This window comes from Flagellimonas sp. CMM7, assembly GCF_021390195.1.
Lineage (GTDB): Bacteria > Bacteroidota > Bacteroidia > Flavobacteriales > Flavobacteriaceae > Flagellimonas.
In genome coordinates, this window is the sequence record NZ_CP090003.1 from 3,510,361 (window position 1) to 3,535,535 (window position 25,175).

General features: G+C 38.3%; 17 protein-coding genes. 2 read left to right on the forward strand and 15 right to left on the reverse strand.

From position 1 onward, the window contains the following. Nucleotides 1-19 precede the first annotated feature (19 nt). The 4 genes from LV704_RS15775 to LV704_RS15790 all read right to left on the reverse strand — a co-directional run bounded on the left by LV704_RS15775 (nt 20) and on the right by LV704_RS15790 (nt 5,371). Nucleotides 20-1,354 carry a M28 family peptidase gene (locus LV704_RS15775; RefSeq protein WP_163422795.1) on the reverse strand — a complete coding sequence of 445 codons (1,335 nt, stop codon included), beginning with the start codon at nt 1,352-1,354 and terminating at the stop codon, nt 20-22. 9 nt (nt 1,355-1,363) lie between these two features. Next, on the reverse strand, nt 1,364-1,867 hold the full coding sequence (locus LV704_RS15780) for a VOC family protein (protein ID WP_163422794.1): 504 nt from the start codon (nt 1,865-1,867) through the stop codon (nt 1,364-1,366). Between the two features lie 109 nt (nt 1,868-1,976). Continuing rightward, nucleotides 1,977-3,164 (reverse strand): nuclear transport factor 2 family protein, encoded by a 1,188-nt coding sequence (locus LV704_RS15785; protein ID WP_163422793.1) that lies wholly within the window; start codon nt 3,162-3,164, stop codon nt 1,977-1,979. Further along, nucleotides 3,164-5,371, reverse strand: coding sequence for a bifunctional alpha,alpha-trehalose-phosphate synthase (UDP-forming)/trehalose-phosphatase (locus tag LV704_RS15790; RefSeq protein WP_163422792.1), 2,208 nt, complete (start codon nt 5,369-5,371; stop codon nt 3,164-3,166). Before LV704_RS15790 ends, LV704_RS15785 begins: the two co-directional genes overlap by 1 nt. A 99-nt stretch (nt 5,372-5,470) precedes the next feature. Between LV704_RS15790 and LV704_RS15795 the strand changes: the two genes are divergently transcribed. After that, the gene (locus LV704_RS15795; RefSeq protein ID WP_163422791.1) at nt 5,471-7,270 is read left to right on the forward strand and encodes a glycoside hydrolase family 15 protein; all 1,800 of its coding nucleotides are present in this window, start codon (nt 5,471-5,473) and stop codon (nt 7,268-7,270) included. On the opposite strand, the gene LV704_RS15800 is transcribed toward LV704_RS15795, so the two are convergent. The 11 genes from LV704_RS15800 to LV704_RS15850 form a co-directional block, all read right to left on the reverse strand. Beyond that, nucleotides 7,263-8,708 carry an aminotransferase class I/II-fold pyridoxal phosphate-dependent enzyme gene (locus LV704_RS15800; RefSeq protein WP_163422790.1) on the reverse strand — a complete coding sequence of 482 codons (1,446 nt, stop codon included), beginning with the start codon at nt 8,706-8,708 and terminating at the stop codon, nt 7,263-7,265. The two genes, LV704_RS15795 and LV704_RS15800, sit on opposite strands and share 8 nt — an antisense overlap. Before the next feature lie 103 nt (nt 8,709-8,811). Then, the gene (locus LV704_RS15805; protein ID WP_163422789.1) at nt 8,812-10,623 is read right to left on the reverse strand and encodes an acyl-CoA dehydrogenase family protein; all 1,812 of its coding nucleotides are present in this window, start codon (nt 10,621-10,623) and stop codon (nt 8,812-8,814) included. A 25-nt stretch (nt 10,624-10,648) separates the two neighbouring features. Next, nucleotides 10,649-11,839, reverse strand: coding sequence for an acetyl-CoA C-acyltransferase (locus LV704_RS15810; RefSeq protein ID WP_163422788.1), 1,191 nt, complete (start codon nt 11,837-11,839; stop codon nt 10,649-10,651). A 1-nt stretch (nt 11,840) separates the two neighbouring features. Further along, the gene (locus LV704_RS15815) at nt 11,841-14,246 is read right to left on the reverse strand and encodes a 3-hydroxyacyl-CoA dehydrogenase/enoyl-CoA hydratase family protein (protein ID WP_163422787.1); all 2,406 of its coding nucleotides are present in this window, start codon (nt 14,244-14,246) and stop codon (nt 11,841-11,843) included. 13 nt (nt 14,247-14,259) lie between these two features. Continuing rightward, complete coding sequence (locus LV704_RS15820) at nt 14,260-14,709, reverse strand: MarR family winged helix-turn-helix transcriptional regulator (RefSeq protein WP_163422786.1); 450 nt, start codon at nt 14,707-14,709, stop codon at nt 14,260-14,262. A 138-nt stretch (nt 14,710-14,847) separates the two neighbouring features. Beyond that, entirely contained in the window at nt 14,848-16,620 is a 1,773-nt protein-coding gene (locus tag LV704_RS15825) for a long-chain fatty acid--CoA ligase (protein ID WP_163422785.1), read from the reverse strand. A gap of 91 nt (nt 16,621-16,711) precedes the next feature. Next, nucleotides 16,712-17,167: a GNAT family N-acetyltransferase gene (locus tag LV704_RS15830; RefSeq protein ID WP_163422784.1), complete on the reverse strand. Its 456-nt coding sequence runs from the start codon at nt 17,165-17,167 to the stop codon at nt 16,712-16,714. Continuing rightward, nucleotides 17,167-20,829, reverse strand: coding sequence for a phosphoribosylformylglycinamidine synthase (purL, locus tag LV704_RS15835; protein WP_163422783.1), 3,663 nt, complete (start codon nt 20,827-20,829; stop codon nt 17,167-17,169). The genes LV704_RS15830 and purL overlap by 1 nt, the downstream gene beginning before the upstream one ends. Nucleotides 20,830-20,979: 150 nt before the next feature. After that, entirely contained in the window at nt 20,980-21,489 is a 510-nt protein-coding gene (locus LV704_RS15840) for a DinB family protein (protein ID WP_163422782.1), read from the reverse strand. A gap of 132 nt (nt 21,490-21,621) precedes the next feature. Further along, nucleotides 21,622-22,383 (reverse strand): SDR family NAD(P)-dependent oxidoreductase, encoded by a 762-nt coding sequence (locus LV704_RS15845; RefSeq protein ID WP_163422781.1) that lies wholly within the window; start codon nt 22,381-22,383, stop codon nt 21,622-21,624. A gap of 88 nt (nt 22,384-22,471) precedes the next feature. Beyond that, nucleotides 22,472-23,380 (reverse strand): AraC family transcriptional regulator, encoded by a 909-nt coding sequence (locus tag LV704_RS15850; protein WP_163422780.1) that lies wholly within the window; start codon nt 23,378-23,380, stop codon nt 22,472-22,474. A gap of 187 nt (nt 23,381-23,567) precedes the next feature. Between LV704_RS15850 and LV704_RS15855 the strand changes: the two genes are divergently transcribed. Beyond that, entirely contained in the window at nt 23,568-25,175 is a 1,608-nt protein-coding gene (locus LV704_RS15855; protein ID WP_163422779.1) for an amidohydrolase, read from the forward strand.

Here is a 25,175-nt window from a genome sequence, read left to right on the forward strand (position 1 = left end):
GTGTAGAGATGTAATTATTCTATCTAAAAATTTTGTTTGGAAACACAACCAAACTTTCATGGCCATCCTTACCAATGGCTGCTACCCCAAAGAAGAAATTATCAATGACAATACCTTTTAAGGTATGTTCCGTAACATCTCCAACGTATTTGTGGTTGTCCCAGGTAGGAGAGGTAGTATCTCTCCAATAAATTTTATACCCTACAGCTCCATCAATTTTGTTCCATTTTAACTTAGCTGAAGGCTCTACAATCCCGCCAATCTCCACTATAGAAGGAGCAGGGGGAGCCCAAGCGATTGAAGCCAAATTAATAGCATTTACCGCAGTCAATTTTTTAGCATATTCAAAGTTTACGTGCTCTAGTACATCTCCGTAAGCGATTCCACCTTCTACTCTAATATCTTGATGTTGTTGGGTGTAGTTTTCATGGGCTTCCATAATTCTAACACCTGCAAAACCAGCATCATTAAAAGGCCTATGATGACCCCCTCTTCCAAATCTATCTAGACGATAAATCATCATTGGATTCATTTCTGGCATGTAGGTCTTTGTAGTTTTATGGATATACCTTGCCAATTGACGGGAGATTCCATCCACTTCACCACCATAAAACCGTCGTGCTCTTCTTTCATCCTCGGTCTCTGTTGGAGGCACAGGTTCTGAAAAAATTCTAAAATCCCTGTTACTGATCACACCATCAATTCCGGTTATGTTCCCTATCATATCATTGTTGATGATTCCAACAATATCCCAACCTTGTTCTTTGGCATAAGCAGCTAATCCTTTCCCACCAAAAAGACCTTGTTCTTCACCAGATAGCCCTACATAAATGATACTGCTTTCAAACTTATATTTGGATAATACCCTAGCGGCCTCAATGGTTCCAGCCATACCGCTTGCATTATCATTGGCCCCAGGAGATTCGGAAGTAAAATTGTTCGGGTCGCTCACCCTGGAATCAATATCTCCGCTCATAATAATAAAGCGGTTTGGATATTTTGTTCCCCTTTGAACGGCAACGACATTAACTACCCATACATCTTTTACAATACGTTGGCCGTCTCCTTTTTTTACCAAATCTTTTTGATAAAAAACATTCAAACAATTATTGCAATCTGCAGAAGTCTTCTCAAATTCGGATTTTATCCAACGTCTTGCTGCTCCTATGCCTTTTGTTTGTGAAACTGTATCGCTCAAAGTATGACGGGTTCCGAAGTTAACCAAGGCGGTAACATCTTTTTCAATGCGTTCAGCGGAGACTGCATTAATAATATCATACAAACGAGTATCCGTTTGGGCCCAAAAAGTTGAAATACTAAATAATACTGTTGCAAATGTATAAAGTTTCCTCATTTTTAAATTTTAATTACCAATAAGCTCAATAAAAGTTCCATCTGGATCTTGAACTAGGATGAAACTTTTGCCATTTGCCAATGTAATAGGTGTTTCTCCTAACAATTTTATGTTATTTGCTTTTAAACGATTGAGTACATCATCCGTGGATTTATAAAATAGCGTAATGTATCTCATTCCATTTCGTTCTTGGATATGTGTTTCAGATGTATTCTTTTTGTTTCCAAAGGACATTAACTTGTATTCTGTGGCATTTGGGTCGTCTCGGAGTTTTAGGACTTTTACATCAAAAGGAATACCACCTGTAAGACCCGTTTTTAGGGCAAATTCCTCATTTACATTAAAGCCTCCGGTTTCTTTCATGCCAATGACATTAGTATAAAAGTCTAAAGCTGCATCTAAATCTGAAACAATGACGCCTATGGAGACAAAAGATTTATCAAATTCGGTTTGGTTTTGACTTTGAGCCGCACTTGCCACTAGGAGCAAACTGACAAGAAATATATTTTTCATCTTTTTATGGTTTTACCTCTTTAAAATTAATCCTATGAAAGTAACAAAAACAACTAATAAGAATCTTGAAAAATCAAAAAAGAAATGATTGAAAAACTGGTGTAAAGGATTATTGTAAGAAGGTAGCTTTGATAATCCTTCCATTTTCCACTTCATATATAGCTACTGCTCTAAAATTTACACCATTAGCAGTGATATATTCTTCATCAATAACTCTATTTCCTATTATTATCCGACTTTTTAATTCGCAATGAAGATCCGGAGTGTTTTCAAAATAGGAACCGTAACTTTCCTTCATTTTTTCCTGCCCTTCCATGAATAGAGTGTCAGGGTATTCGTAAAGTTTTATATTTTTTGAGTATGTATCCATGAAGGCCTCTATGTCTCTTGCATTGTAAGCATCAAGTTGTTTTTGGACGATATTAGCAGGAGATTCTTCAGCTACAAAAGCCAAACGATTTCCTGCTTTATTTATGGCAATACGGGTAATGTTGTTTATTTCTTCTTGTTCAAAATTTGCTATAAGTTCCCATTCTATTCCAGATTCAGTATCGAATTTAATAAGGGATTTTCCAGCACCAGCAACAATCGTAGTATCATTTAACCAGCAGATGTCTTCAGATTCTTTAAAGGTATTGGTTATTTTCTTGGTTGCCCCAGAAATTGGATTTAGAGATTTAATTTCCCAAGCGTTGTTCTCTTTGCTGATGTAGCTTATTAAATCGGAGTTAGGGATTTTCCATAAGCTACGTCCCACATTTTTTTGGAAGGTATAATTGGTATTATCCTCTAGATTTATCACAACAAGGTCCATACGGTTTTCTACTAATACAGTAGTAACTAAAGTATGGTCATTATACCATAAGTGGTAGCCAACTTTTAAATCCTCAAGAATGAGTTTTGAATCTCCTGTGTTGATATCATACTCATACAATCTTTGCAATCCATCTAAGTCCAAACGAATAGCAGAGACAGCTTTTTTACCAGGAATTTTTAATGGAGAATATTCACTTCCGGTAGGAGTGTTGGATATCCAGGATGTAGTGCTTCCTTCCAGTATATTAAACCTCAAAATATCTGTTTGGTCTTCACGGTTTGCAGAAAACAAAACCGTGTTATCATTTAAAAATGAAGGTTGATTATCATACCCTTCATTGTTTGATATATTCTTTGGATTTGATAATACGGGATTTTCGTTGACTATTTTTAAATCAAAAAGATAGACATCTGTGTTTACCTGGCCTTTTATGGTTGTACAAATGAGGGTTAGGCAGCTAATTAGTAACCTGTTTGTCATTATTCTACAAATCTTTTTAATAGTTCTCTTACTCGTTTAGTGTTTTCAACATGATATTTGGCCTGCGTCTTTTTTAGCCCAACTTTGATAGTAACTGCTGAATCTGGAAGTTCCTGGAACATAAATTCATCTGTCCAGTCATCACCTATGGCAAAGACAAAATCATAATTGTCCTCTCCTAAAATGCGTACTGAAGCCCTTCCTTTATTGACATTACTACTTTTTACTTCCATTACCTTGTTGCCATTGAGCACACTAATGTCGTCGTTGCCAATTAAACTGGTTAAAACTGTATTTAACTCAGTTGCTCTTTTTGTTCCAAAATCCGGATCTGTATTGCGATAATGCCAAGCCATGGAATAATTCTTTTCTTCAATAAAAGAACCTGGCGTTCTGTCAACGAACGACTCTAAGACAGGTCTTATTTTTTCCATCCAGTCACCCTTAACCTTTTCTAGCAGTTTAAATTCTTCACCACCTCTGGAAATCCATACTCCATGTTCCACGATCATATTATACTTTTTAGGCACAAACCATTGGGTAAAAGTTTGCTTGTCTCTCCCACTGATCAGGAACAGTGTTGTATCTTTTTGATTATGCAACTTATCCAAAAGAGTATATAATTCCTCATCCGGGGAAGCTTTTTGAGGGTCTTTATGAAACCCTACCAAGGTCCCATCATAATCTAAGAATAAGAGTCTTTTTTTTGCTTTGGAATATTGGCTATCAATCTTTCCGAGAATGTTTTCCGAGATTTTTTGGGAAACAAAAGTATCGATCACTTCTCTTTTCTGTTTAAGAGAATTCATAAATTCATTTGCCCATACTTCAACGTTATAGCGTTCTAACCTATTTTGAAGAAACATGTTGCGCGCTATTTGCTCTTCTTTCGGCATGTTTATAGCACTCTTCAATGTATCTGCCTGTTGCTCAAAATTGTTAGGGTTAATCAAAAGCGCTTCGTTCATTTCATAAGCAGAACCGGCCATTTCACTTAAGATCAATACACCTGTTTTATCTATACGTGTAGCAACGTATTCTTTGGCTACCAAATTCATACCGTCACGCAACGGGGTCAGCCACGCAATGTCACTGGAAGCATAAAGATCTATTAGGTTTTCAAAAGGTAAAGAACGATAAAAATACCAAATAGGAGTCCAGTTAACTGTTGATAGTTCCCCATTTATTCTTCCAACCAATTCATCAATCTCTTTTTTGAGCAATTGATATTGGGGAACGTTGGATCGCGAAGGAACCGCCAGGATAATCAAACGTACTTTTTCTTTGTATTCAGGATACTTGTTCAAAAAGTACTCAAAGGCGTTAATTCTTTTTGCAATGCCCTTACTATAATCCAACCGATCAATGGACAGAATTAGTTTAGTATCTGGAGCTGAGGCTTTATGACTATCGAGCTTTTGTTGAAAATCTGAACGTTTTTCTTTTGTATTCTTTCCGTGGGAAATGGCAGCGTCCTTAAATTTTTTATAATCAATTCCCATAGGGAAGGAATCAACTTTAATAACGCGATTGTCTAAATGAATGTCATTAAAACTGACTTCTAATCCCAATAACCTTCTTACTGAACTTAAAAAATGTCGTTCGTAATCATAAGTGTGAAAACCGATGAGGTCGGAACCTAGTAGGCCTTCCAAAATCTCCTCTCTCCAAGGCAGCGTTCTAAAAATCTCGTATGATGGAAAAGGTATATGTAAAAAGAAACCTATTGAGGTGTTGGGCCTTTTTTCCTTGACCATTTGTGGGACCAGCATTAATTGATAGTCATGCACCCAAATAGTATCCTCTTCATTGGATTTTTCAATAATGGCATTTGCAAATTTTTGGTTTACCGCTTTGTAAGAATCCCAAAATTCCAGTTCAAATTCGGAATATTCCAAAAAGTAATGGAATAAGGGCCATACGGTTCTGTTACTAAACCCAAAGTAAAACCCTTCAATATCTTTTTCGGTAAGATTTACCTTAGCACAGCCATGTTTTTTCAAAGCCTTGTCTATTTCACCTTCAAGTGCTGCGGGTGTCTCTTCATCCGTAAGCCCGGACCAGCCAACCCAAAGACTTTCCCCTCCACTATGCACAGATTTCATTCCTGTGGCTAACCCACCAACACTGGGAATAGCGGTTAGGCCGCCGTCACTTATTTGCAATTGTACTGGCAGCCTATTGGAAATAATTATAGTTTTACTCATGAAAAGTGATTTTAGGACAAAAATGTAATAAAATTCCTATTTTTTCGATTTATTATAAGTAAATACCTACAATAACCAACAGAAATACAAATCCTTACTATGGATAACCTAAATTACGGAATAATTGGAAACTGTAGAAGTGCCGCTCTAATTTCCAATACCGGTTCTTTGGACTGGTGCTGTTTGCCTCAGTTTGATTCTACCTCGGTCTTTGCAAAACTATTAGATGATAAAAATGGCGGAAGTTTTAAGATCAATGCCAAGTATAACTACGAAATACATCAAGAATACCATAGAAATACTGCTATATTAGTTACTAGATATTCTGATGGGGAAAACATTTTTGAGGTTCATGATTTTATGCCCAGGTATTACAAGCTCACTGGAAAATACAATGCTCCACCTGAGATTGTACGGTATGTAAAACATATTTCTGGAGCTCCTAAATTTAACGTGCATTACGACCCTAAGTTGGAGTATGCTCAAGGGCAGACCACAAACCATGCTAAGACCAATTTTATAGTAAGTCTTACTAGCAAGAAAAAATTTGACACCCTTTTTCTCTATACATCTTTTGACAAAAGTAAAGTCTTGAGCGGGGATGAAATAACGCTCAAAGAAGATGGATACTTTTTAATCTGCTATAATGAAAAGATTTTGAAGCCCACTACGGAGAAAATGTCTCTAGAGTTGGAACGAACCAAAATATACTGGCTGGACTGGGTTGACAGAACCCCAAATTATAAGCAATTCAACAAAGAGATTGTTAGAAGTGCCATAACCTTGAAAATGCTTACGTACGATAAAACGGGAGCGGTGTTGGCTGCTGCGACAACATCATTACCGGAAACTATTGGGGAGGTTCGAAATTGGGATTACAGATTTTGTTGGATTAGGGATGCTTCCATGGTGATTAAAGTGGTTTCTGAACTTGGTCACAAAAATTCCGCTAGGAGATATTTACAATTCATTATTGATTTAATGCCAGATAAGGATGAAAAACTCCAAATTATGTATGGCATTAACAAAGAAAAGAACCTTACTGAAAAAACTTTAAGCCATCTTGACGGATACAAAGGATCCAAACCAGTTCGCATAGGAAATGCTGCCTACAAACAAAAGCAGAATGATATCTATGGTATTTTAATGGATGTTATTTACGAACAGTTGGCGAAGTTTAGCAACGACATTGAAAATGGGGAAGAACTTTGGAGCATTACCAAAGGGATTGTTTGGATAGTAAGTAAACACTGGAGAGAACCGGATAAAGGTATTTGGGAATTTAGGGGAGAAGACAGACATTTCACTTTTTCAAAGGTATTGTGCTGGGTGGCCATGGACAGAGCAATTAAGGTGGCAAAGATTTTTGGGAAGGAAAGGAAAATTGAAAAATGGACCGCTTTAGAACAAGAAATGAAAGAAGATATACATGAAAATGCTTGGAATAGTGATATCAATGCATTTGTTCAGTCTTATGGATCTAGTCACTTAGATGCTTCTGTGCTGTTGATGGAATCCTATGGGTTTATTCATGCTAAAGACCCAAAGTTTGTAAGCACGGTAAAAGCAATTGAAGAGGATTTAAGTAATGATGGATTGCTCTATCGATACAAAAATGAAGATGATTTTGGACTACCGTCATCATCTTTTACAATTTGTACGTTCTGGTTTATCAATAGTCTCTTCAAAATTGGAGAAGAAGAAAAAGCATTGGCACATTTTGAACGTTTGCTCAGTTACAGCAACCATTTGGGACTCTTTAGTGAGGATATTGATTTTAAGACCAAACGATTGTTAGGGAATTTCCCTCAAGCATATTCACATTTGGCATTAATTGAATGTGCCATCAATTTCTCTAGAAAGAAAAGTGAGGAAAAGATATTGGAATCTATTAGCTAGTTTTTTTGGCCAATAACTTTTGTGCGTTGTTTTTAATTTTTTCTAAAAGCAATTGCAGATCTTCAATTGAAGTAAAGGGGTTCATTAAAGTAGTTCGTAGATAATGCTTCCCATTTAATTTGGTTTGGACTACGTAAAATTCACCATCTTCCAATAGTTCTCGTCTAATAGTTTGGTTGAGTGAATTCAATTCTTCTAAAGAAAGATTTGCATCAATGTATCTAAAGCAGAGAATATTGGTCATTGGTAGCGTGGCCAATTCAAAATTGGGTTTGTCAGAAATCATTTTTGCAAAATCCTTTGCCAAATCGTACTGACGGGTTATAAAATCATCAAACACTTTTTCTCCATATATCTTTAGTATGATGTACCAATGCATGGCCATCATGTTTTTGGTACATTCAAAGGTTCTTTTACCACTGTTGAACCACTCATCTTCCTCTGGCGCATCCATAAGATAATCTGCTTTAAGACTAAAAGTATGTCTGGAATGATTCTTTTCTTTGAATAGCAGGGCAGTGGTAATGGTAGGCATCAATAACATTTTGTGGCCGTCTATGACCACGGAGTCTGCTTCTTCAATACCTTTTAACAATCCCCTATATTTTTTAGAAAATATTGCAGCACCTCCATGGGCACCATCAACATGGAACCACAGATTGTTCTTTTGCGCAAACTCCTTTATATTTTCCAAGTTATCATGAGCTCCAGTGGCAGTGGAAGGAGCACTGCCAACAATGGCAAAAACATTAATTCCTTCTGACTTGGCTTTTTGATAACAGGTTTCCATTTTGTCGGCATCCATGGCAAAATTTTCATTGGAGGGAACCTTTATAATTCCTTTTTCACCCAATCCCATAATTTTAGCTGCCCTATCTACACAGTAATGTGCTTCTTCACAAACCATGATGCCTAGAGGTTCAATAGACCCATCATTCCATACGTCATGCTCAATTTTTGCTTTTCTAGCGGAAAGCAAGGCGGTAAGATTGGCCAGAGTACCACCAGACGTTAAAAAACCATCTGAATGTTGATTGTACCCAATTTTTTTGCAAAGTTTTTCGGTAACAATACGTTCAATTGCATTGGAAGACATGCCCATTTCATATACCGCCATACCATTATTGAGCAAAGAACTAAGCATTCCAGTTAAAGCGGTGATAGGAAGTGTTGGAGCTACCTGATGCCCCAAATATTTTGGATGATGTATATGGGTGGTTCTATTTAAGATTTCTCCAAAAAAGTCCTGCTCTTTCCCATTTTTAAGGAAGTCCTCCCAGAAACTAAGCTCTTGGTCAGGCTCGTTCCAACGAATGGTTTTTGGATTAGTCCCTGATATAGTATCTTGAATATGATTTGTCAATAAATCGATAAGCTCGTGACCTCTTTTCTTGAAATCTTCTGGATCATACAAAGAACCTAGTAAATTTTTATCCATCGGATAAAGTTATGAGGTAAGCTTTAGGCTTCAAAATTATATATAAAAAAACCGCTCCAAGCGGAGCGGTTTCCAAATCAGCTTTGTTTCAGCATCATTTGAATTAGTCAAAGGTATACCCATTATCCGCAGCTACTTTGTCCGCTATTTGCGTGCGTAGTGCCACGACATTGGGTTGATTTGTATATTTCGTAAAACGTTTTAATCCCATAAGCATCATACGCTGTTCATCTCCTTCAGCGAAAGAAACAATAGCTTCTTTACCTTTTTGGTTGATGATGTCCACAGCTCTGTATAAATTTAGTTTGGACATTGCAATTTGAGTAGATTGAGACTCTTCTCCAAATCTTTTCACATTTTTCTCAGTACGTAAGATAGTGGATTCTGACAAATAAACTTGAATTAAAATATCAGAAGCTGATAACAATAACATTTGGTGATCTTCTAGGCTAGGGCCAAATTTCTGAACAGCACTTCCTGCTATCATCAAGAAAACTTTTTTCAATCTAGCAATTAAATCCTTTTCTTCGGCGAATAATTCAGAGAAATCCGGTGTGTCAAAGGATGGAATCCCCATTAATTCTTCGCCAACAGCTGTAGCAGGTCCTAATAAATCTACATGACCTTTCATTGCTTTCTTAACCAACATTCCCACTGCCAACATTCTGTTGATTTCGTTGGTTCCTTCATATATCCTTGAGATACGCGCATCCCTCCAAGCAGATTCCATTGGAGTATCTGCACTAAAGCCCATTCCACCAAAAATTTGAATTCCTTCGTCCGTAGTTTGCTGTACATGTTCGGAAACCGCTACTTTAAGAATAGAACATTCAATGGCATATTCTTCAACTCCTTTAAGCTCTGCGTCCTGGTGCGTATTTCCTTCTGCTTCCCTTATTGAAATTCTATCTTCAATGTTTTTAGCTGCACGATAGCAAGCTGATTCATCTGCATAGGCGTTGGTGGCCATATCAGCAATTTTTGCCTTAATGGCGCCAAAATTTATGATCGGTGTTTTAAACTGAACACGTTCGTTTGCATATTTGGTAGCTTCATTAATGACACGTCTCTGTGCTTCCAAACAGGCAGCTGCTAGTTTAATTCTACCCACATTAAGGGCATTCATGGCTATTTTAAAGCCATTCCCCCTTTCAGAAAGCATGTTTTCAACAGGTACTTTTGTGTCGCTAAAAAATACTTGACGGGTAGAGGAGGAGTGAATCCCTAATTTCTTTTCCTCATCCCCAAGGGTTATACCGTTGCTTTGGTCATTTTCAACTATAAAACCAGTAATATTTTTATCATCTTCTATTCTAGCGAAAACAATAAAAACATTACAAAATCCAGCATTGGAAATCCACATTTTTTGTCCGGAGATACTGTAATGTTTTCCATCTTCCGAGAGTACCGCCTTAGTTTTTCCAGAATTTGCATCGGAACCAGCTCCAGGTTCTGTTAGGCAATAAGCCCCAAACCATTCACCGGATGCCAATTTTGGCACATATTTTTGTTTTTGCTCTTCTGTTCCATACAGGGTTATTGGCATGGTACCAATACCTGTATGAGCACCAAATGCAGTACTGAAAGAACCTGTAGCACCGGAGATATAGTCACATACCAACATGGTAGATACAAAGCCCATTCCCATACCTCCATAAGATTCTGGTACGGCTACACTAAGTAAGCCCAGTTCTCCTGCCTTGCGCATGGTCTCCTCCGTATAGGCATAGTCTTTTTTCTCAAAACGCTCCCAATGTGCCCAAAGTTCTCTATCTACAAACTCCTTGGTGCTTTCACGCATCATTTTTTGTTCTTCGTTCAAGTCTTCAAGAGTAAAAATATCTTCACAATTGGTTTCCTTCACTAAAAACTGCCCACCTCTTAGAATATCTTTATTTAGGGTTTCAGTACTCATAGCATTACAATTTGATTCTTTCTTTCTAATTCAAAAATTCATAGATACCCGCTGCGCCTTGTCCTGTACCAACACACATGGTTACCATTCCATATTTTCCTTGCATATCTCTTTTCCGCATTTCATCGAACAGTTGCACTGAAAGCTTTGCTCCAGTGCAACCAAGTGGATGTCCTAATGCAATGGCTCCACCATTGACATTCACAATTTCTTGGTTTAAGCCCAATTCGCGAATAACGGCCAAAGACTGAGAAGCAAATGCTTCATTCAGTTCTATTAACTCAATATCATTTTGTTTCATCCCAGCTTGTTTCAAAGCTTTTGGAATAGCTTTTACTGGACCTATCCCCATAATTCTTGGTTCTACTCCAGCCGCGGCATAATTTACCAAGCGTGCAATGGGCTCAAGGTTCAATTCCTTAACCATTTCCTCACTCATCACCATTACAAAAGCAGCGCCATCACTCATTTGAGAAGAATTCCCTGCAGTTACACTTCCGCCCGCAGCAAAAACAGGGCGAAGTTTATTAAGCGTAGGGATGTTAGTACCTTTTCTTGGCCCTTCATCCTTGTTTACGGTATATGTTTTGGTTTCCTTTTTTCCTGCTCCATTCACAAAAGTGTGTTCTACTTCTATGGGAACAATTTGATCTTGAAACCGATTTTCTTCTTGTGCTTTTAGTGCTTTCATATGAGAACTATAAGCAAAAACATCTTGGTCTTCGCGGGAAACCTTGAATTGTTGTGCTACTGCTTCCGCGGTGAGACCCATTCCCCAGTAATAATCTTCATGGCCTTCTTTAGCAGTTGCATAGTCAGGAGTAGGTTTATATCCTCCCATTGGAATGTAGCTCATACTCTCCGCACCACCTGCGATAATACAATCTGCCATACCCGATTGAATTTTGGCTGTGGCGATACCGATGGTTTCTAATCCTGACGCACAGTACCTATTGACAGTAACACCTGGAACATCATCAATATTAAGACCCATTAAGGAAATTAAACGGGCCATATTGAGTCCTTGTTCGGCTTCTGGCATTGCATTTCCCACAATGACGTCGTCAATTCTTTTTTTATCGAGCTGAGGCAGCTCCTTCATCATGTGCTCAATAGTTTCAGCAGCCAACTCATCAGGTCTTTTGAATCTGAACAATCCTTTAGGTGCTTTACCCACTGCTGTTCTATATGCTTTTACGATATATGCTGTTTTCATTCTAGTTTCTTAAAGGTTTACCGGTTTTCAACATATGTTGAATCCTTTCCAATGTTTTTCTCTCGGTACAAAGGGAAAGAAATGCCTCACGTTCTATATCTAAAAGATATTGCTCCGTAACATAACTTGCTTCGGATAAATCTCCACCGGCCATTACGTAAGCTAACTTATCCGCTATTTTCTTATCATGTTCTGAAATGTAATGTCCAGCTTCCATAGAATCTGTTCCAACCAAGAACATTCCCAATGCTTGTTTCCCAAGAACCTTTACATCTTTTCTTTTAGGAGGTTGTGTATATCCGGCTTCTGCCATTAATTTTGCATGGGCCTTGGCTGTAGCAATTTGTCGGTCTTTGTTTACAACCACTACATCTTTACCTTTTTGAAGGATTCCTAAATCAAAAGCTTCATATGCCGAAGTAGATACTTTTGCCATACCAATGGTTAAGAAATACTCTTGAAGGATATTCAATTCAACATCATTTTTTCTAAAAGTATCTGATGCTCTTAGCGCCATTTCTTTGGAACCACCACCACCAGGGATAACCCCTACACCAAACTCAACTAATCCTATATAGGTTTCTGCCGCGGCAACTACTTTATCTGCATGCATGGAAAGCTCGCAACCCCCACCCAAACACATTCCATGAGGTGCAGAAATTGTGGGGATAGATGAATATCGCATTCGCATCATGGTGTCTTGGAACATTTTTATGGCCATATTCAGCTCATCATATTCCTGTTCCACAGCCATCATGAAAATCATACCAATATTGGCCCCTACGGAAAAATTGGCCGCTTGATTACCAACAACCAATCCTTGAAAATCTTTTTCAGCAATATCAATGGCTTTGTTTAGTCCAGCTAAAACGTCACCGCCAATGGTATTCATTTTAGATTGAAATTCCAGATTTAGGATTCCATCTCCTAAATCTTCTAGGATTACACCGCTATTTTTGAATACTTCGTTAGACTTCCTAATGTTATCAAGTATGATAAACGCATCTTGGCCTGGAATTTTCTCTACTGCTTTTTTAGGAATATCATAAAAATGGGTGGCACCGTCTTTAACTGAATAAAAGGAATCAATGCCAGACTCTTTCATTTCAGTAACCCAAGATGAAGCTTCTAAACCTTCTGCCTTAATGAATTCCAGCCCTTTTTCCAATCCTACTGCATCCCAGATTTGAAAAGGTCCATGTTCCCATCCAAAACCTGCTTTCATCGCATCATCTATCTTGTAGAGGTCATCAGATATTTCTGGAATTCTGTGCGAAACATATGCGAAGAGTGCCCCAAAACTTTTTCTATAAAATTCTCCAGCTTTATCTTTTCCTGAAGTTAACACTGGAAAACGGTCAACAACTTTGTCTATGGTTTTTGTAAGTTCCAAAGTGGCAAACTTGGCGCTCTTTTTAGAACGATAATCCATAGTGTCCAAATCCAGTGTTAGGATTTCGCTTTTGCCATTATCACCCTTTATTTTTTTGTAAAAACCTTGGCCTGATTTGCTCCCCAACCATTTATTTTTCATCATAGTATTGATGAAATCTGGCAGTTGGAAAAGCGCTATCCGTTCATCATCCTTACAGTTCTCGTGAATTCCATTTGCCACATGAACCAAAGTATCCAAGCCAACAACATCCACAGTGCGGAAAGTAGCAGATTTTGGTCTGCCAATTACGGGGCCGGTAAGTTTGTCAACTTCCTCGACTGTCATTCCTAAATCCTTGACCGCATGGAACAAGCTTTGAATACTGAAGATACCAATCCTATTTCCTATGAAAGCAGGAGTGTCCTTGGCAATAACAGATGTTTTTCCCAAGTATTGTTCCCCATAACCATTCAAAAAGTCTAATACTTCTGGGTCCGTTTCAGGTCCAGGAATGATTTCGAAGAGCTTTAAATATCGTGCAGGATTAAAAAAATGTGTTCCACAGAAATGTTCTTTGAAATCGTCACTTCTTCCTTCACTCATAAATTTTATGGGAATACCTGAAGTGTTGGAAGTAATCAATGTTCCGGGCTTGCGATATTTTTCCAAGTTTTCAAAAACTTGTTTTTTAATATCCAGTCGCTCTACAACCACTTCAATTATCCAATCTGCATCACTAATTTTTGAGATGTCGTCCTCAAGATTACCGGTGGTAATCCTATTGGCGAATTTTTGATGGTAAATAGGAGAGGGTTTTGATTTTAGTGCTGCCATCAAAGAACCATTGACCAATCGATTGCGAACAACCTTATCTTCTAGCGTCAATTTTTTAGCTTTTTCTTTTTCGTTAAGCTCTCTGGGAACTATATCGAGCAATAAAACTTCGACCCCAATATTGGCAAAATGACAGGCTATGCCACTTCCCATGATACCAGAACCGATAACGGCAACTTTGTTGATATGCCTTTTCATTTATAAACTTAGATTAATTAGCAGTAGTTTTTATGTATACCTTCTTATCTAGGATGAGTCTATTGATTATGTCAGCAGTTTTGAAAAATCCTAACAAATCATCATCAGATACATGTTCACGGACCACTTCGTTAAAACGCAATACCACATCTTTGGAATCTTTCCTTTTTTGCAAGCCTAAAGTTGTTAAATGAATCAATACGCCTCTACCATCTTTAGGATTTGGTTTGCGTTGAATATATCCTTTCTCTTCAATACTCTTTAAAATTCTGGACAGACTGGTTGCTTCCATGCCCATTTTTGGTCCAAGAGCAGTACTCGGTGTACCTTTTTTAGGGTCAATACTTAGCAGTGTGAAACCAATGGCCATGGTAAGTCCATAATTTCTAGCTTCTTCGTTATACATTTTGATAACAGCTTGCCATGTGGCCCTTAGAGCATAGTCAATGGTTAAATCTTTCATAGAAGAGGTTTGGTGGTTTCAAATATAAGAAAATTTATTATGCATGCATAATAAATTTAATAAATTAATTATTGTATTAAAAACAAAAGCCCACTATTGAAGTAGGCTTATTTTCTTAAAGGTTGAACAGTCTTTTTATTAATACCCGTAGATACTATTATATAACGCTAAGTATTTTTCTTTTACAATTTTTCTGCGCAACTTCATTGTAGGGGTCAGGTGCCCATCATCCACGCTCCAAACATCTGGAGTTAATCTAAATTGTTTTACTTTTTCCCACTTGGCAAATTCTTCGTTGGCCAAGTCCACCTCTTCTTGTATTCTAGAGATTACCCGTTCGTTTAAAACAATATCGGAGTTTTCACCAAAAGTGATTTTGTGGCGTTCCGACCATTCGTACAAAAATTCAAAATTTGGTTGAATCAGTGCCGCCGGCATTTTCTCTCCTTCACCCACTACCATAATCTGCTCAATAAAACGAGATTGTTTAAAACGATTTTCAAGCAATTGTGGCGCTACATATTTACCTCCTGAGGTTTTGAACATTTCTTTCTTCCGATCGGTAATTTTTAGAAACCCGTCTGCATCTACTTCACCAATATCACCTGTATGAAAGTAACCGTCAATAATTACTTCTGCTGTTTTTTCTGCATCTTTATAATAACCCATCATTACTTGCGGACCTTTTATACAGATTTCACCATCTTCGGCAATTTTAACTTCAGTTCTGTCTATAGGAATTCCTACTGTTCCAATTCTAAAACCATTTTCCCGCATATCATTTACGGAAACAACCGGTGAGGTTTCTGTTAGACCATAGCCCTCCATAACACCCATTTCCGCAGCATTGAAAATTCTGGCCAATCTTGGTTGTAAGGCTGCGCTTCCTGAAGCAATTAGTGCCAGGTTGCCACCCAATCCTTCTTTCCATTTGCTAAAAATCAGTTTTCTGGCCAATGCCAGTTTCTTTTCGTACCACCAGCCATTTTTTCCATAAGGCTCATATTTTAGCCCCACTTCTACGGCCCAAAAGAAAAGGTTCTTTTTTATGCCACTTAAAGCTGCGCCTTTGGCAATGATTTTATCATATACCTTTTCCAACAATCGAGGTACCGCTGTCATTACATGCGGAGCGGTCTCCTTAAGGTTGTCACTTATCGTTTCAAGCGATTCTGCATAATAGATGGTCACTCCCCTAAATTGGTACAGATAAATAAGCATGCGTTCGTACACATGACAGAGTGGTAGAAAACTCAGTGATTTGGTTTCACCATCCACAATTGGGAATCGTTTTGAACTTTCTATAGCATTGCTCACAAGGTTATCATGAGATAACATAACACCTTTTGGTCTTCCTGTAGTTCCAGAGGTATAGATTAAAGTAGCCAAATCTCCAGGCTGCACATTTGCTTTTAGTTTTTCTACTTCATCTTGGTTAGAGTTATCTGCTCCCAATTCTAAAACTTCTTTCCAATTTTTACAATTGGAAAGACCATCAAAAGAGTAGACATCCTTTAATTTTTTTAGTTTGGGGGTAACTTCCAACACTTTTTCCAAAACCTCATTACAGGAAACAAAGCAATATTTGGCTTCAGAATGGTTCAATACGTATTCGTAATCCGCTGCTGAAATAGTTGGATATATAGGTACGTTTTGAGCACCTATTTGCAGGATGCCAATATCCATAATATTCCATTCGGTTCTATTGTTCATGGAAATTATGGCAATCTTGTCATTGGGTTTTACTCCCAGTTTTAAAAGTGCCCTACTAATGGTATTGGCTTGATCAATATAATTCTTTGTTGAAGTTGCTACCCATTTACCATCATATTTGGTAACAAGTGATTTTTCAAGGGGGAATTTTTCCAATTGATAGTATGGAAAATCAAAAAGTCTGGTAACTGTTTGCATAGTAAGTTTCTGTAAAGTAATTGCAAAATAGGGAAAGGAAGCGGGATTTTAAAATGGGTTATTCAAAAAAACCTCTAAATAATTGGCAATCTTATGGTAAATGGAGTTTCATTCCTTCGTGGGAAGCTACAAACCCAAGGGTTTTATAAAATTCCATAGCGTCAGGCCGCTTTTTATCCGTAGTCAATTGTACTACATGGGCGCCCTTCAACTTAGATTGCTCAATGGCCCATTGAAATAAAATTTTGCCAATTCCTTTTCCGCGATGCGCTTCATGTACACGAACAGCTTCTATTTGGGCTCTAATTCCACCTTGATAGGTTAAATACTGAATAAAACTTAGTTGCAATGTTCCAATAACTTTTCCAAACTCATCTTCAATAACCACCAATTCTTGGTTTGGGTCAGTATCTATATTTTCAAAAGCTTCAAAGTATTTTTCTGGGAGTGGTAGCTTGTAATCCTCTCGAAGCTTGCCCAATTTATCATTGGCAATCATTTGCACAATTACGGACACATCTTCTTTTTTAGCTTTTCTAATGGTCATTATTTTACATTTTCAACCCAGTTTCTTGCATTCACAAAAGCCTCAAGCCAGGGTGAAATAGCATCATTTCTATCCTTTGGATAATGGGCCCAGTTCCAAGGGAAAGTGGAACGCTCTATATGCGGCATGGTTACCAAATGTCTACCAGTCTTATCACATAACATAGCGGTATTGTAATCGCTTCCGTTAGGATTGGCGGGATAATCCTCATATCCGTACTTGGCAACGATACTGTAGTTTTCCTCAGAAAGAGGAAGGTTGAATTTACCTTCACCGTGTGAAATCCATACCCCTAATGTTGTGCCTGCCAAAGAAGAGAGCATCACGGAGTTATTCTCTTGAATTTTTACAGAAGTAAAATTACTCTCGTGCTTGCCTGAATCGTTATAAGTCATCTTGGAAAGCTTTTCGTGTTCTGGGTTTATCATGTCCAATTCCAAAAACAATTGGCATCCGTTACATATGCCCACAGATAGGGTATCTGGTCTAGCAAAGAAATCTTTAAGTGCTTTATTGGCCTTTTCGTTGTATTTGAAGGCACCTGCCCAACCTTTTGCACTACCAAGCACATCAGAATTGGAAAAACCACCTACAGCACCAATAAACTGAATGTCTTCCAATGTTTCTCTACCTGATATTAAATCGGTCATATGCACATCTTTTACATCAAAACCAGCCAAATACATGGCATTTGCCATTTCACGTTCAGAATTACTTCCTTTTTCACGAAGAATAGCAGCCTTTGGTCTATTGCCTTTGGAATGTGTTGGTAGTAGACCTGTAAAGTCTTGAGGAAAATGATGAGCTAGAGGTTGGTTTTTATAGTTATCGTACCGCTCCTTGGCCAATCCGTTTGCTGTTTGCTTGTTGTCCAGAAGGAAAGAAGTCTTGAACCAAGTGTCCCGGAGCGATGTAACATTAAGCCCTATCTCTATTCCATTATTTTTGATGCTCAACATGTCCGTAGAAGTTACAGAACCTATATTTTTAAAGTTGATTCCAGCGTCTGTAAGTGCCTTTTCTATTGAAGTATCTTTGGATTGAAATACAATCCCCGCATTTTCCGAAAACAATAGTTTGATAGTATCCGTTTCTCCTAAATTTGATAGGTCTAGGTTTGCACCCAATTGCGCGTCTGCAAAGCACATTTCCAAAAGGGTAGTGATCAATCCACCCGAAGCCACATCATGCCCGGCGAGAATTAGACCTTTTTTGATTAGCTCCTGAACGGTATTGAAAACCAGTTTGAGGTAACCAGAATCTAATACAGAAGGTGTTTCATCACCAATTTCATTTAGAATTTGACCAAATGAAGAACCACCCAATTTGTATTCGTCTTTTGAAACATTGATGTAGTAGATATCCCCACCATCTTTCTGAAGAACGGGCTCAACAATTTTGGTGATATCATTACAATTACCTGCAGCAGAAATAATGACCGTTCCAGGAGAGATTACATCGCCATCTGTATACTTCTGCTTCATGGAAAGCGAATCCTTTCCAGTTGGAACATTGATGCCCAATGCAATAGAAAATTCAGATACTGCTTTTACTGCTTCATACAGTCTGGCATCTTCACCTTCATTTTTGCAAGGCCACATCCAATTGGCAGATAAGGAAACAGAGTGCAGACCATCCTTTAAAGGAGCCCAAACTATGTTTGTCAAAGCTTCCGTAATACTATTTTTACTTCCTGCAGAAGGGTTTATCAAACCTGAAATAGGGGAGTGTCCTATACTGGTGGCAACACCTTCTTTTCCTTTAAAATCCATGGCCATTACACCACAATTGTTCAATGGTAACTGTAATGGACCTGCGCATTGTTGTTTGGCTACGCGGCCACCTACACAGCGATCAACTTTGTTTGTTAGCCAATCCTTACAGGCAACCGCTTCCAATTGCAAAACGTTTTCCAGATAATCATGAAAATTTTCTAAAGTATAGGCAAGAGCATCATAATCTCTTTTAACCGTTTTATCATCCATTATGGTCTTAGGAGAACTTCCAAACATATCGGATAACTCCAAATCCATTGGCTTTTCTCCAGATTTTTGAGACTCAAAAGTAAAGCGATGATCACCGGTTACCTCACCCACATTGTACATAGGTGAACGCTCTCTAGCTGCAATTCTATCCAGTAGATTTAGGTCTTCGTCTCCAATGACCAATCCCATTCGTTCTTGGGATTCATTTCCAATAAGCTCTTTTGCAGATAATGTTGGATCCCCAACTGGAAGTTTGTCCGTATTGATTTTACCTCCGGTTTCCTCCACCAATTCTGATAAACAGTTGAGGTGGCCACCTGCACCATGATCATGTATAGAAACGATGGGGTTATCGTGACTTTCCACCATTCCGCGAATAGCGTTGGAAGCCCGTTTTTGCATTTCTGGGTTGGAACGTTGTACGGCATTTAACTCAATGGATGAGCTAAACTCTCCAGTATCGGCGCTTGACACGGCAGCTCCACCCATCCCAATACGGTAATTATCACCACCAAGAATGACAATTTTGTCTCCTTTTTGCGGAGTGTCTTTTAAGGCTTGCTCTGCTTTTCCATATCCAACACCTCCAGCAAGCATAATAACTTTATCAAATCCTAGTCGACGTGCTTCCTCTTTATGTTCAAAAGTGAGCACGGAACCTGCGATCAAGGGCTGTCCAAACTTATTTCCAAAATCTGATGCACCGTTTGAGGCTTTTATCAAGATATCCATTGGGGTTTGATACAACCACTCCCGTTCCTGCATTCCGTTTTCCCAAGGCCTATTCTCTTCCAATCTGGAATACGATGTCATATACACAGCAGTACCGGCAAGAGGCAATGAGCCCTTTCCTCCGGCCAAACGATCTCTTATTTCACCACCAGAACCTGTAGCGGCTCCATTAAAAGGTTCTACAGTTGTTGGAAAGTTGTGGGTCTCTGCTTTGATGGATAAAACAGATTCAAATTCATCTTCTTCATAAAAATCTGGCTTATCTGCACTTTTTGGTGCAAACTGAACCACTTTTGGGCCTTTAATAAATGCTACATTGTCTTTATAAGCAGAAACAATATCGTTAGGATGCTCTTCTGATGTCTTCTTAATTAGTTTGAAGAGAGATGAAGGCATTTCCTGCCCATCAATAATAAAGGTACCATTGAAAATTTTATGGCGACAATGTTCTGAATTCACTTGGCTAAAACCAAAAACTTCGGAATCTGTTAATTTACGCCCTAGCTTTTTAGATAGGCTTTCCAAATAACCTACTTCGTCTTCATTTAGGGCCAGACCTTCTTGAGCATTGTATCCGGCTATATCTTCAATTTCTAAAATGGGTTCGGGGGTAATATTAACCGTGTATATATTTTGATTAAGACCCTTATATTTTTGAAGGAGCATAGGGTCATAATCGGTATGAGCTTCTTTAACTGCATGGAACTCTTCAATTCTGATGATTCCTTCAACTCCCATATTTTGGGTAATCTCCGTAGCATTGGTACTCCAAGGAGTTACCATAGCGGCACGGGGACCAACAAAAAAGGCGTCAAGAGACGCCGTGTTTATTTTAGGTTGGTTGCCGAACAACCATGTTAGTTTTTTAATATCTTTTGGTGCAATTTCTTGAGCGGTTTGGACTGCGAACACTTTTGTCGCCACATCTCCAAAGAAATGAATCATATCAGCCTAGTTGTTGAACGGATTAAGAAATGCAAATTTACAAGTTTAGCTCGGATTTTGATCTATAGAAAGGGGGAGTTGTTAACCGAGAAGTGTTGATAGATTTGTGAACTACTCCTTTTAGCGTGTGTCGTTTTGTGACTTTCGGGATTAGGATTTTTTTATTTCCGTTATTCTTAACAGATGATGATCATCGTGCTCAGCAACAAACAGAAATAAATCCATAGTCCTCATGGGTTTTTCCAGTCTGGTATGCAAAGCCATTTTATAAATATCTTCTTCGGATAATTCTGATAGTTTTTTTAAAGTGATTTTTCGAATTTGCTCAAAATTGGCTAGCAAATCATTTATGTCTTTGGAGTTATGTTGTGCAAAATCGGTCTGTTTGTTGTCCAAGTCAGTTGGCCTTAAATATTTTTCATGGTTTAATATGTCCTCTAACCTTCCTTGCCATAATGGCTCTAAATCGATCAGATGGCCTATGTTTTCTTTTATAGACCACGTATCGTCCGGTTTTGCCTCAAGCAGGTCCAATGGGACTTCTTTTACCAAAGAGGTCAATCGCATCGGAGTGCTTTTCATTCGTTCAATAATTGATGGAAAAATGTTCTGTTCAAATGAAAAATCAAATTTTCGTTCAAACCATTTAATTTGCCCCATAGCTCATGTTCTTTTAAAATAGATTTATTGCTTTTGCAAAAAGCTAACTATTGACATCTAAAGTAAGAAACTCATATAATTTCTAAAACAAAAGCCCCAAAAGGGGCTTTAGAAATAAAGATTAATTTGATGCTAAACGAACATACCTCCAGAAGCCTCAATACGTTGAGCGTTTACCCATTTGGCATCTTCGGTACATAGAAAAGCAACCACACTGCCAATATCATCACTTTCTCCCACACGACCCAATGCAGTTAAGGAGGCAATCATATCCACTACTTGTGGAGCTTGCTCAAAGCGTTCTTTGTTAAAATCAGTATTAATGGCTCCAGGGGCGACCGTATTGGCCTTTATTTTACGTTCACCCAATTCTTTTGCCAAATAGCGTGTGAACACCTCAATGGCTCCTTTCATGATGGCATATGCTGCATATCCCGGAAAAGAAAAGCGTGCTAGACCACTGGAGATATTAATGATTCCTCCACCATCGTTCATAACATCGAATAAGGTTTGGGTTAAAAAATACACTCCTTTCAGATGCACATTCATTAAGTTATCAAAATCAGCTTCTGTTGTTTCCGCGATGGAGGCATTATAGCCAAAACCGGCATTGTTGATTAAAAAATCAATCTTATCTGTTTTAAATTCATTTTTTAACTCTCGCAAAAGGTTGGTTTTAAAATCACTAAAGCTGCTTACCCCACGAGTGTCCAATTGTATAGCGACGGCCTTACCACCTAATGCCGTTATTTCGGTCAAGGTATGCTCCGCTGCAGTTTTGTTTGAGTTATAGGTAATCACAACGTCTAGCCCTTTTTTGGCAATGTTAAGAGCCATGTCTTTGCCCAATCCTCTGCTTCCTCCTGTTATCAATGCTATTTTTGTAGTATTCATTTGATCTTAGTTTTAATTATTGAATACCACAAAGTTCTTCGCTATAGCTGCGATTTAATTGCGAACACCAATCCAATAGTTGTAAAAATCAAACAATTTCTGCTTTTCTGAATTTTAATGGGGAATGAGAAGTATGTTTTTTGAAGAAATTAGAAAAATGTGCAGTTTCTTCGAACCCAAGACAATATCCAACTTCGGAAATGTTCCAGTTGGTATGGCGGATAAGAATTTTGGATTCTTGCATAACTCTTTCTGTAATAAGCATTGAAGTACTTTTTTGCATGGTCTCCCTTAAAGCCCTATTTAGATGGTTAATATGCACACCAAGCTGTTTTGCGAAATCTGAAGGAGAACGTAATTGCATTCGCTGGGTAGGGCTTTCAATCGGAAATTGTCTTTCCAATAATTCTGCAAACAAGGAAGAGATTCGCTCTGAAGCATTCGAGTGCAAGTTAGACGCAAGGTTGGCGGGCTGTAACTTCATGGCTGCATGAATCAACTCAAAAACCAGATTTCTAAGGATATCATATTTATAAGCGTAGTCAGAGTTGATTTCTTTGAACATTCGTTGGAAAACAGGTGTGAACGAGTCAACTTGATCGTCCGTTAGTTCAAAAACTGGATGGCCGCTAGGTTGAAAAACCGGATAACCAAGTAAATTCCCATACTGATGAAAAAAGGCCTCTGTAAATACACAGAAATAACCTGTCAATTGCTCATCAATTTGTTCCCAGTTATAGGGAATCTGCGGATTGGAAAACACAAAAACATGTTTGTCCACATTAACAATTTTGTCTGCATAGTGAACCCTGCTTTTACCTGTAACCAAACTTATTTTAAAATAATCTCTACGGTTAAAAGGCATCGGTTTTGCTTTGGGACCAGCAAATTCATCCAACTTGAATACATTAAAATGACCTATTCCCGATTTTAAGCTATCTGGAACTTGATTGCCAGATTCAGCGTAAAAATTTGCTAAGGTCTTTCTCTTTTCCATAGATCAAATTTATGAAAATCAAACAAATAGTAATGAGAAGATAGGTATAGGAACTTAACTTTAATTCTTATCATGGTAAGAATCAAACTTGCTTTTACGGAAACATAAATAAAATTGAGATGATGATTCTGACCATCCCAATATTTAGTATTTTAGAAGGATAGTTTGCTAATTCAAATCCAATCCTATGAAATCTAATCACCACGTTTTAAGAGTTTTACTTCTTATATGGACCTTTTTACTGGGCATGCCATCTTCTTATGGTCAAAAAAGCTATTCAAAATCTAAAATTGCCAAACTTAAGGCTGAAGTTGCCGCTTTGGTAGAAGCGGATAAAAAGCAGGCTCAAGTGATGGTGGATAAAATTTTCAGCTTTGCCGAACTTGGTTTTCAAGAGGTAGAAAGTTCAAAATACTTGACCGGTATCCTGAAAGACAATGGATTTGCCATTGAAAATTCTATTTCGGGTATTCCCACTGCTTGGTTTGCAAAATGGAGCAATGGTGAAGGCCCGGTAATTGCCATTGGTAGTGATGTTGATTGTATTCCCAAGGCATCGCAATATCCAGGGGTAGCCTACCATAAACCTATGGTGGATGGAGCACCTGGTCATGGAGAAGGTCATAATTCTGGTATTCCTTTGAATATTTCAGCTGTTTTAGCGGTAAAGAAAATCATGGAGCGTGAGCAAATTGGAGGTACTCTAATTGTTTGGCCAGGGATTGCAGAAGAATTGGTGGCGGCCAAAGCATGGTATGTACGCGATGGCCTCTTTGATAACATTGATATGTGCATTTTTACGCATGTTAGCAGTAATTTGAGTGTGAGTTATGGTCCAGCACGTGGCACAGGCCTTATCTCCGTGGAATATTCTTTTGAAGGTGAAGCGGCGCATTCCGCAGGTTCACCATGGCGAGGACGCAGTGCACTGGATGCGGCTGAGCTTATGAATATTGGTTGGAATTATAAGCGGGAACATTTGCATCCGCTACGTCGTTCACACTCTATTTTCACAGATGCTGGTGATCAACCCAACGTAGTACCTTCAAAGGCGTCTATATGGTTTTATTTTAGAGATATTAAATATGAAGGTATCATGGACATGTATGCAACTGCCAATGATATGGCGAAGGGGGCTGCGTTAATGACAGGTACCACTATGAAATCTAAAGTTTTGGGAGCAGCGTGGCCAAGACATTTTAATAAGGTGATTGCAGAGACTATGTATGGAAATATTAAAAAGGTAGGATTGCCTAGTTGGTCCGATGCGGACCAAACTTTAGCTAAGGCTGTACAAACGGAAGTCAATTCTAAAAAAATTGAAGGGTTAGCAGTAAAGTTAGATACTATTGGTTTGCCAGTAGTGAATCCTGTTAGCGGCGGATCGGATGATATTGGGGATATCTCTTGGAAAGTGCCAACGGTCACCATGCGTTTTCCTTCTAATATTCCTGGTTTACAAGGCCATCATTGGAGCAATGCGATTTCGATGGCCACGCCCATAGCACATAAGGGTGTGGTAGCTGGTGCAAAAGTGGAGGCAATGACCTTAATCGACTTTCTGCTGAAGCCAGAACTTTTAAAAAAGGCCTGGGACTACTTTAACAACGAGCAAACCAAAGAGACTAAGTTTGAACCGATGATCTCTGAGGATGATATGCCTCCCATTTATCTAAATAAAGACAAACAAGACCAGTTTAGAACTGCCCTTGAAAAATTCTATTATGATGAAACGAAGTATGATTCGTATTTAGAGCAGTTGGGAGTTGATTACCCAACTTTAAAGGGAGAATAA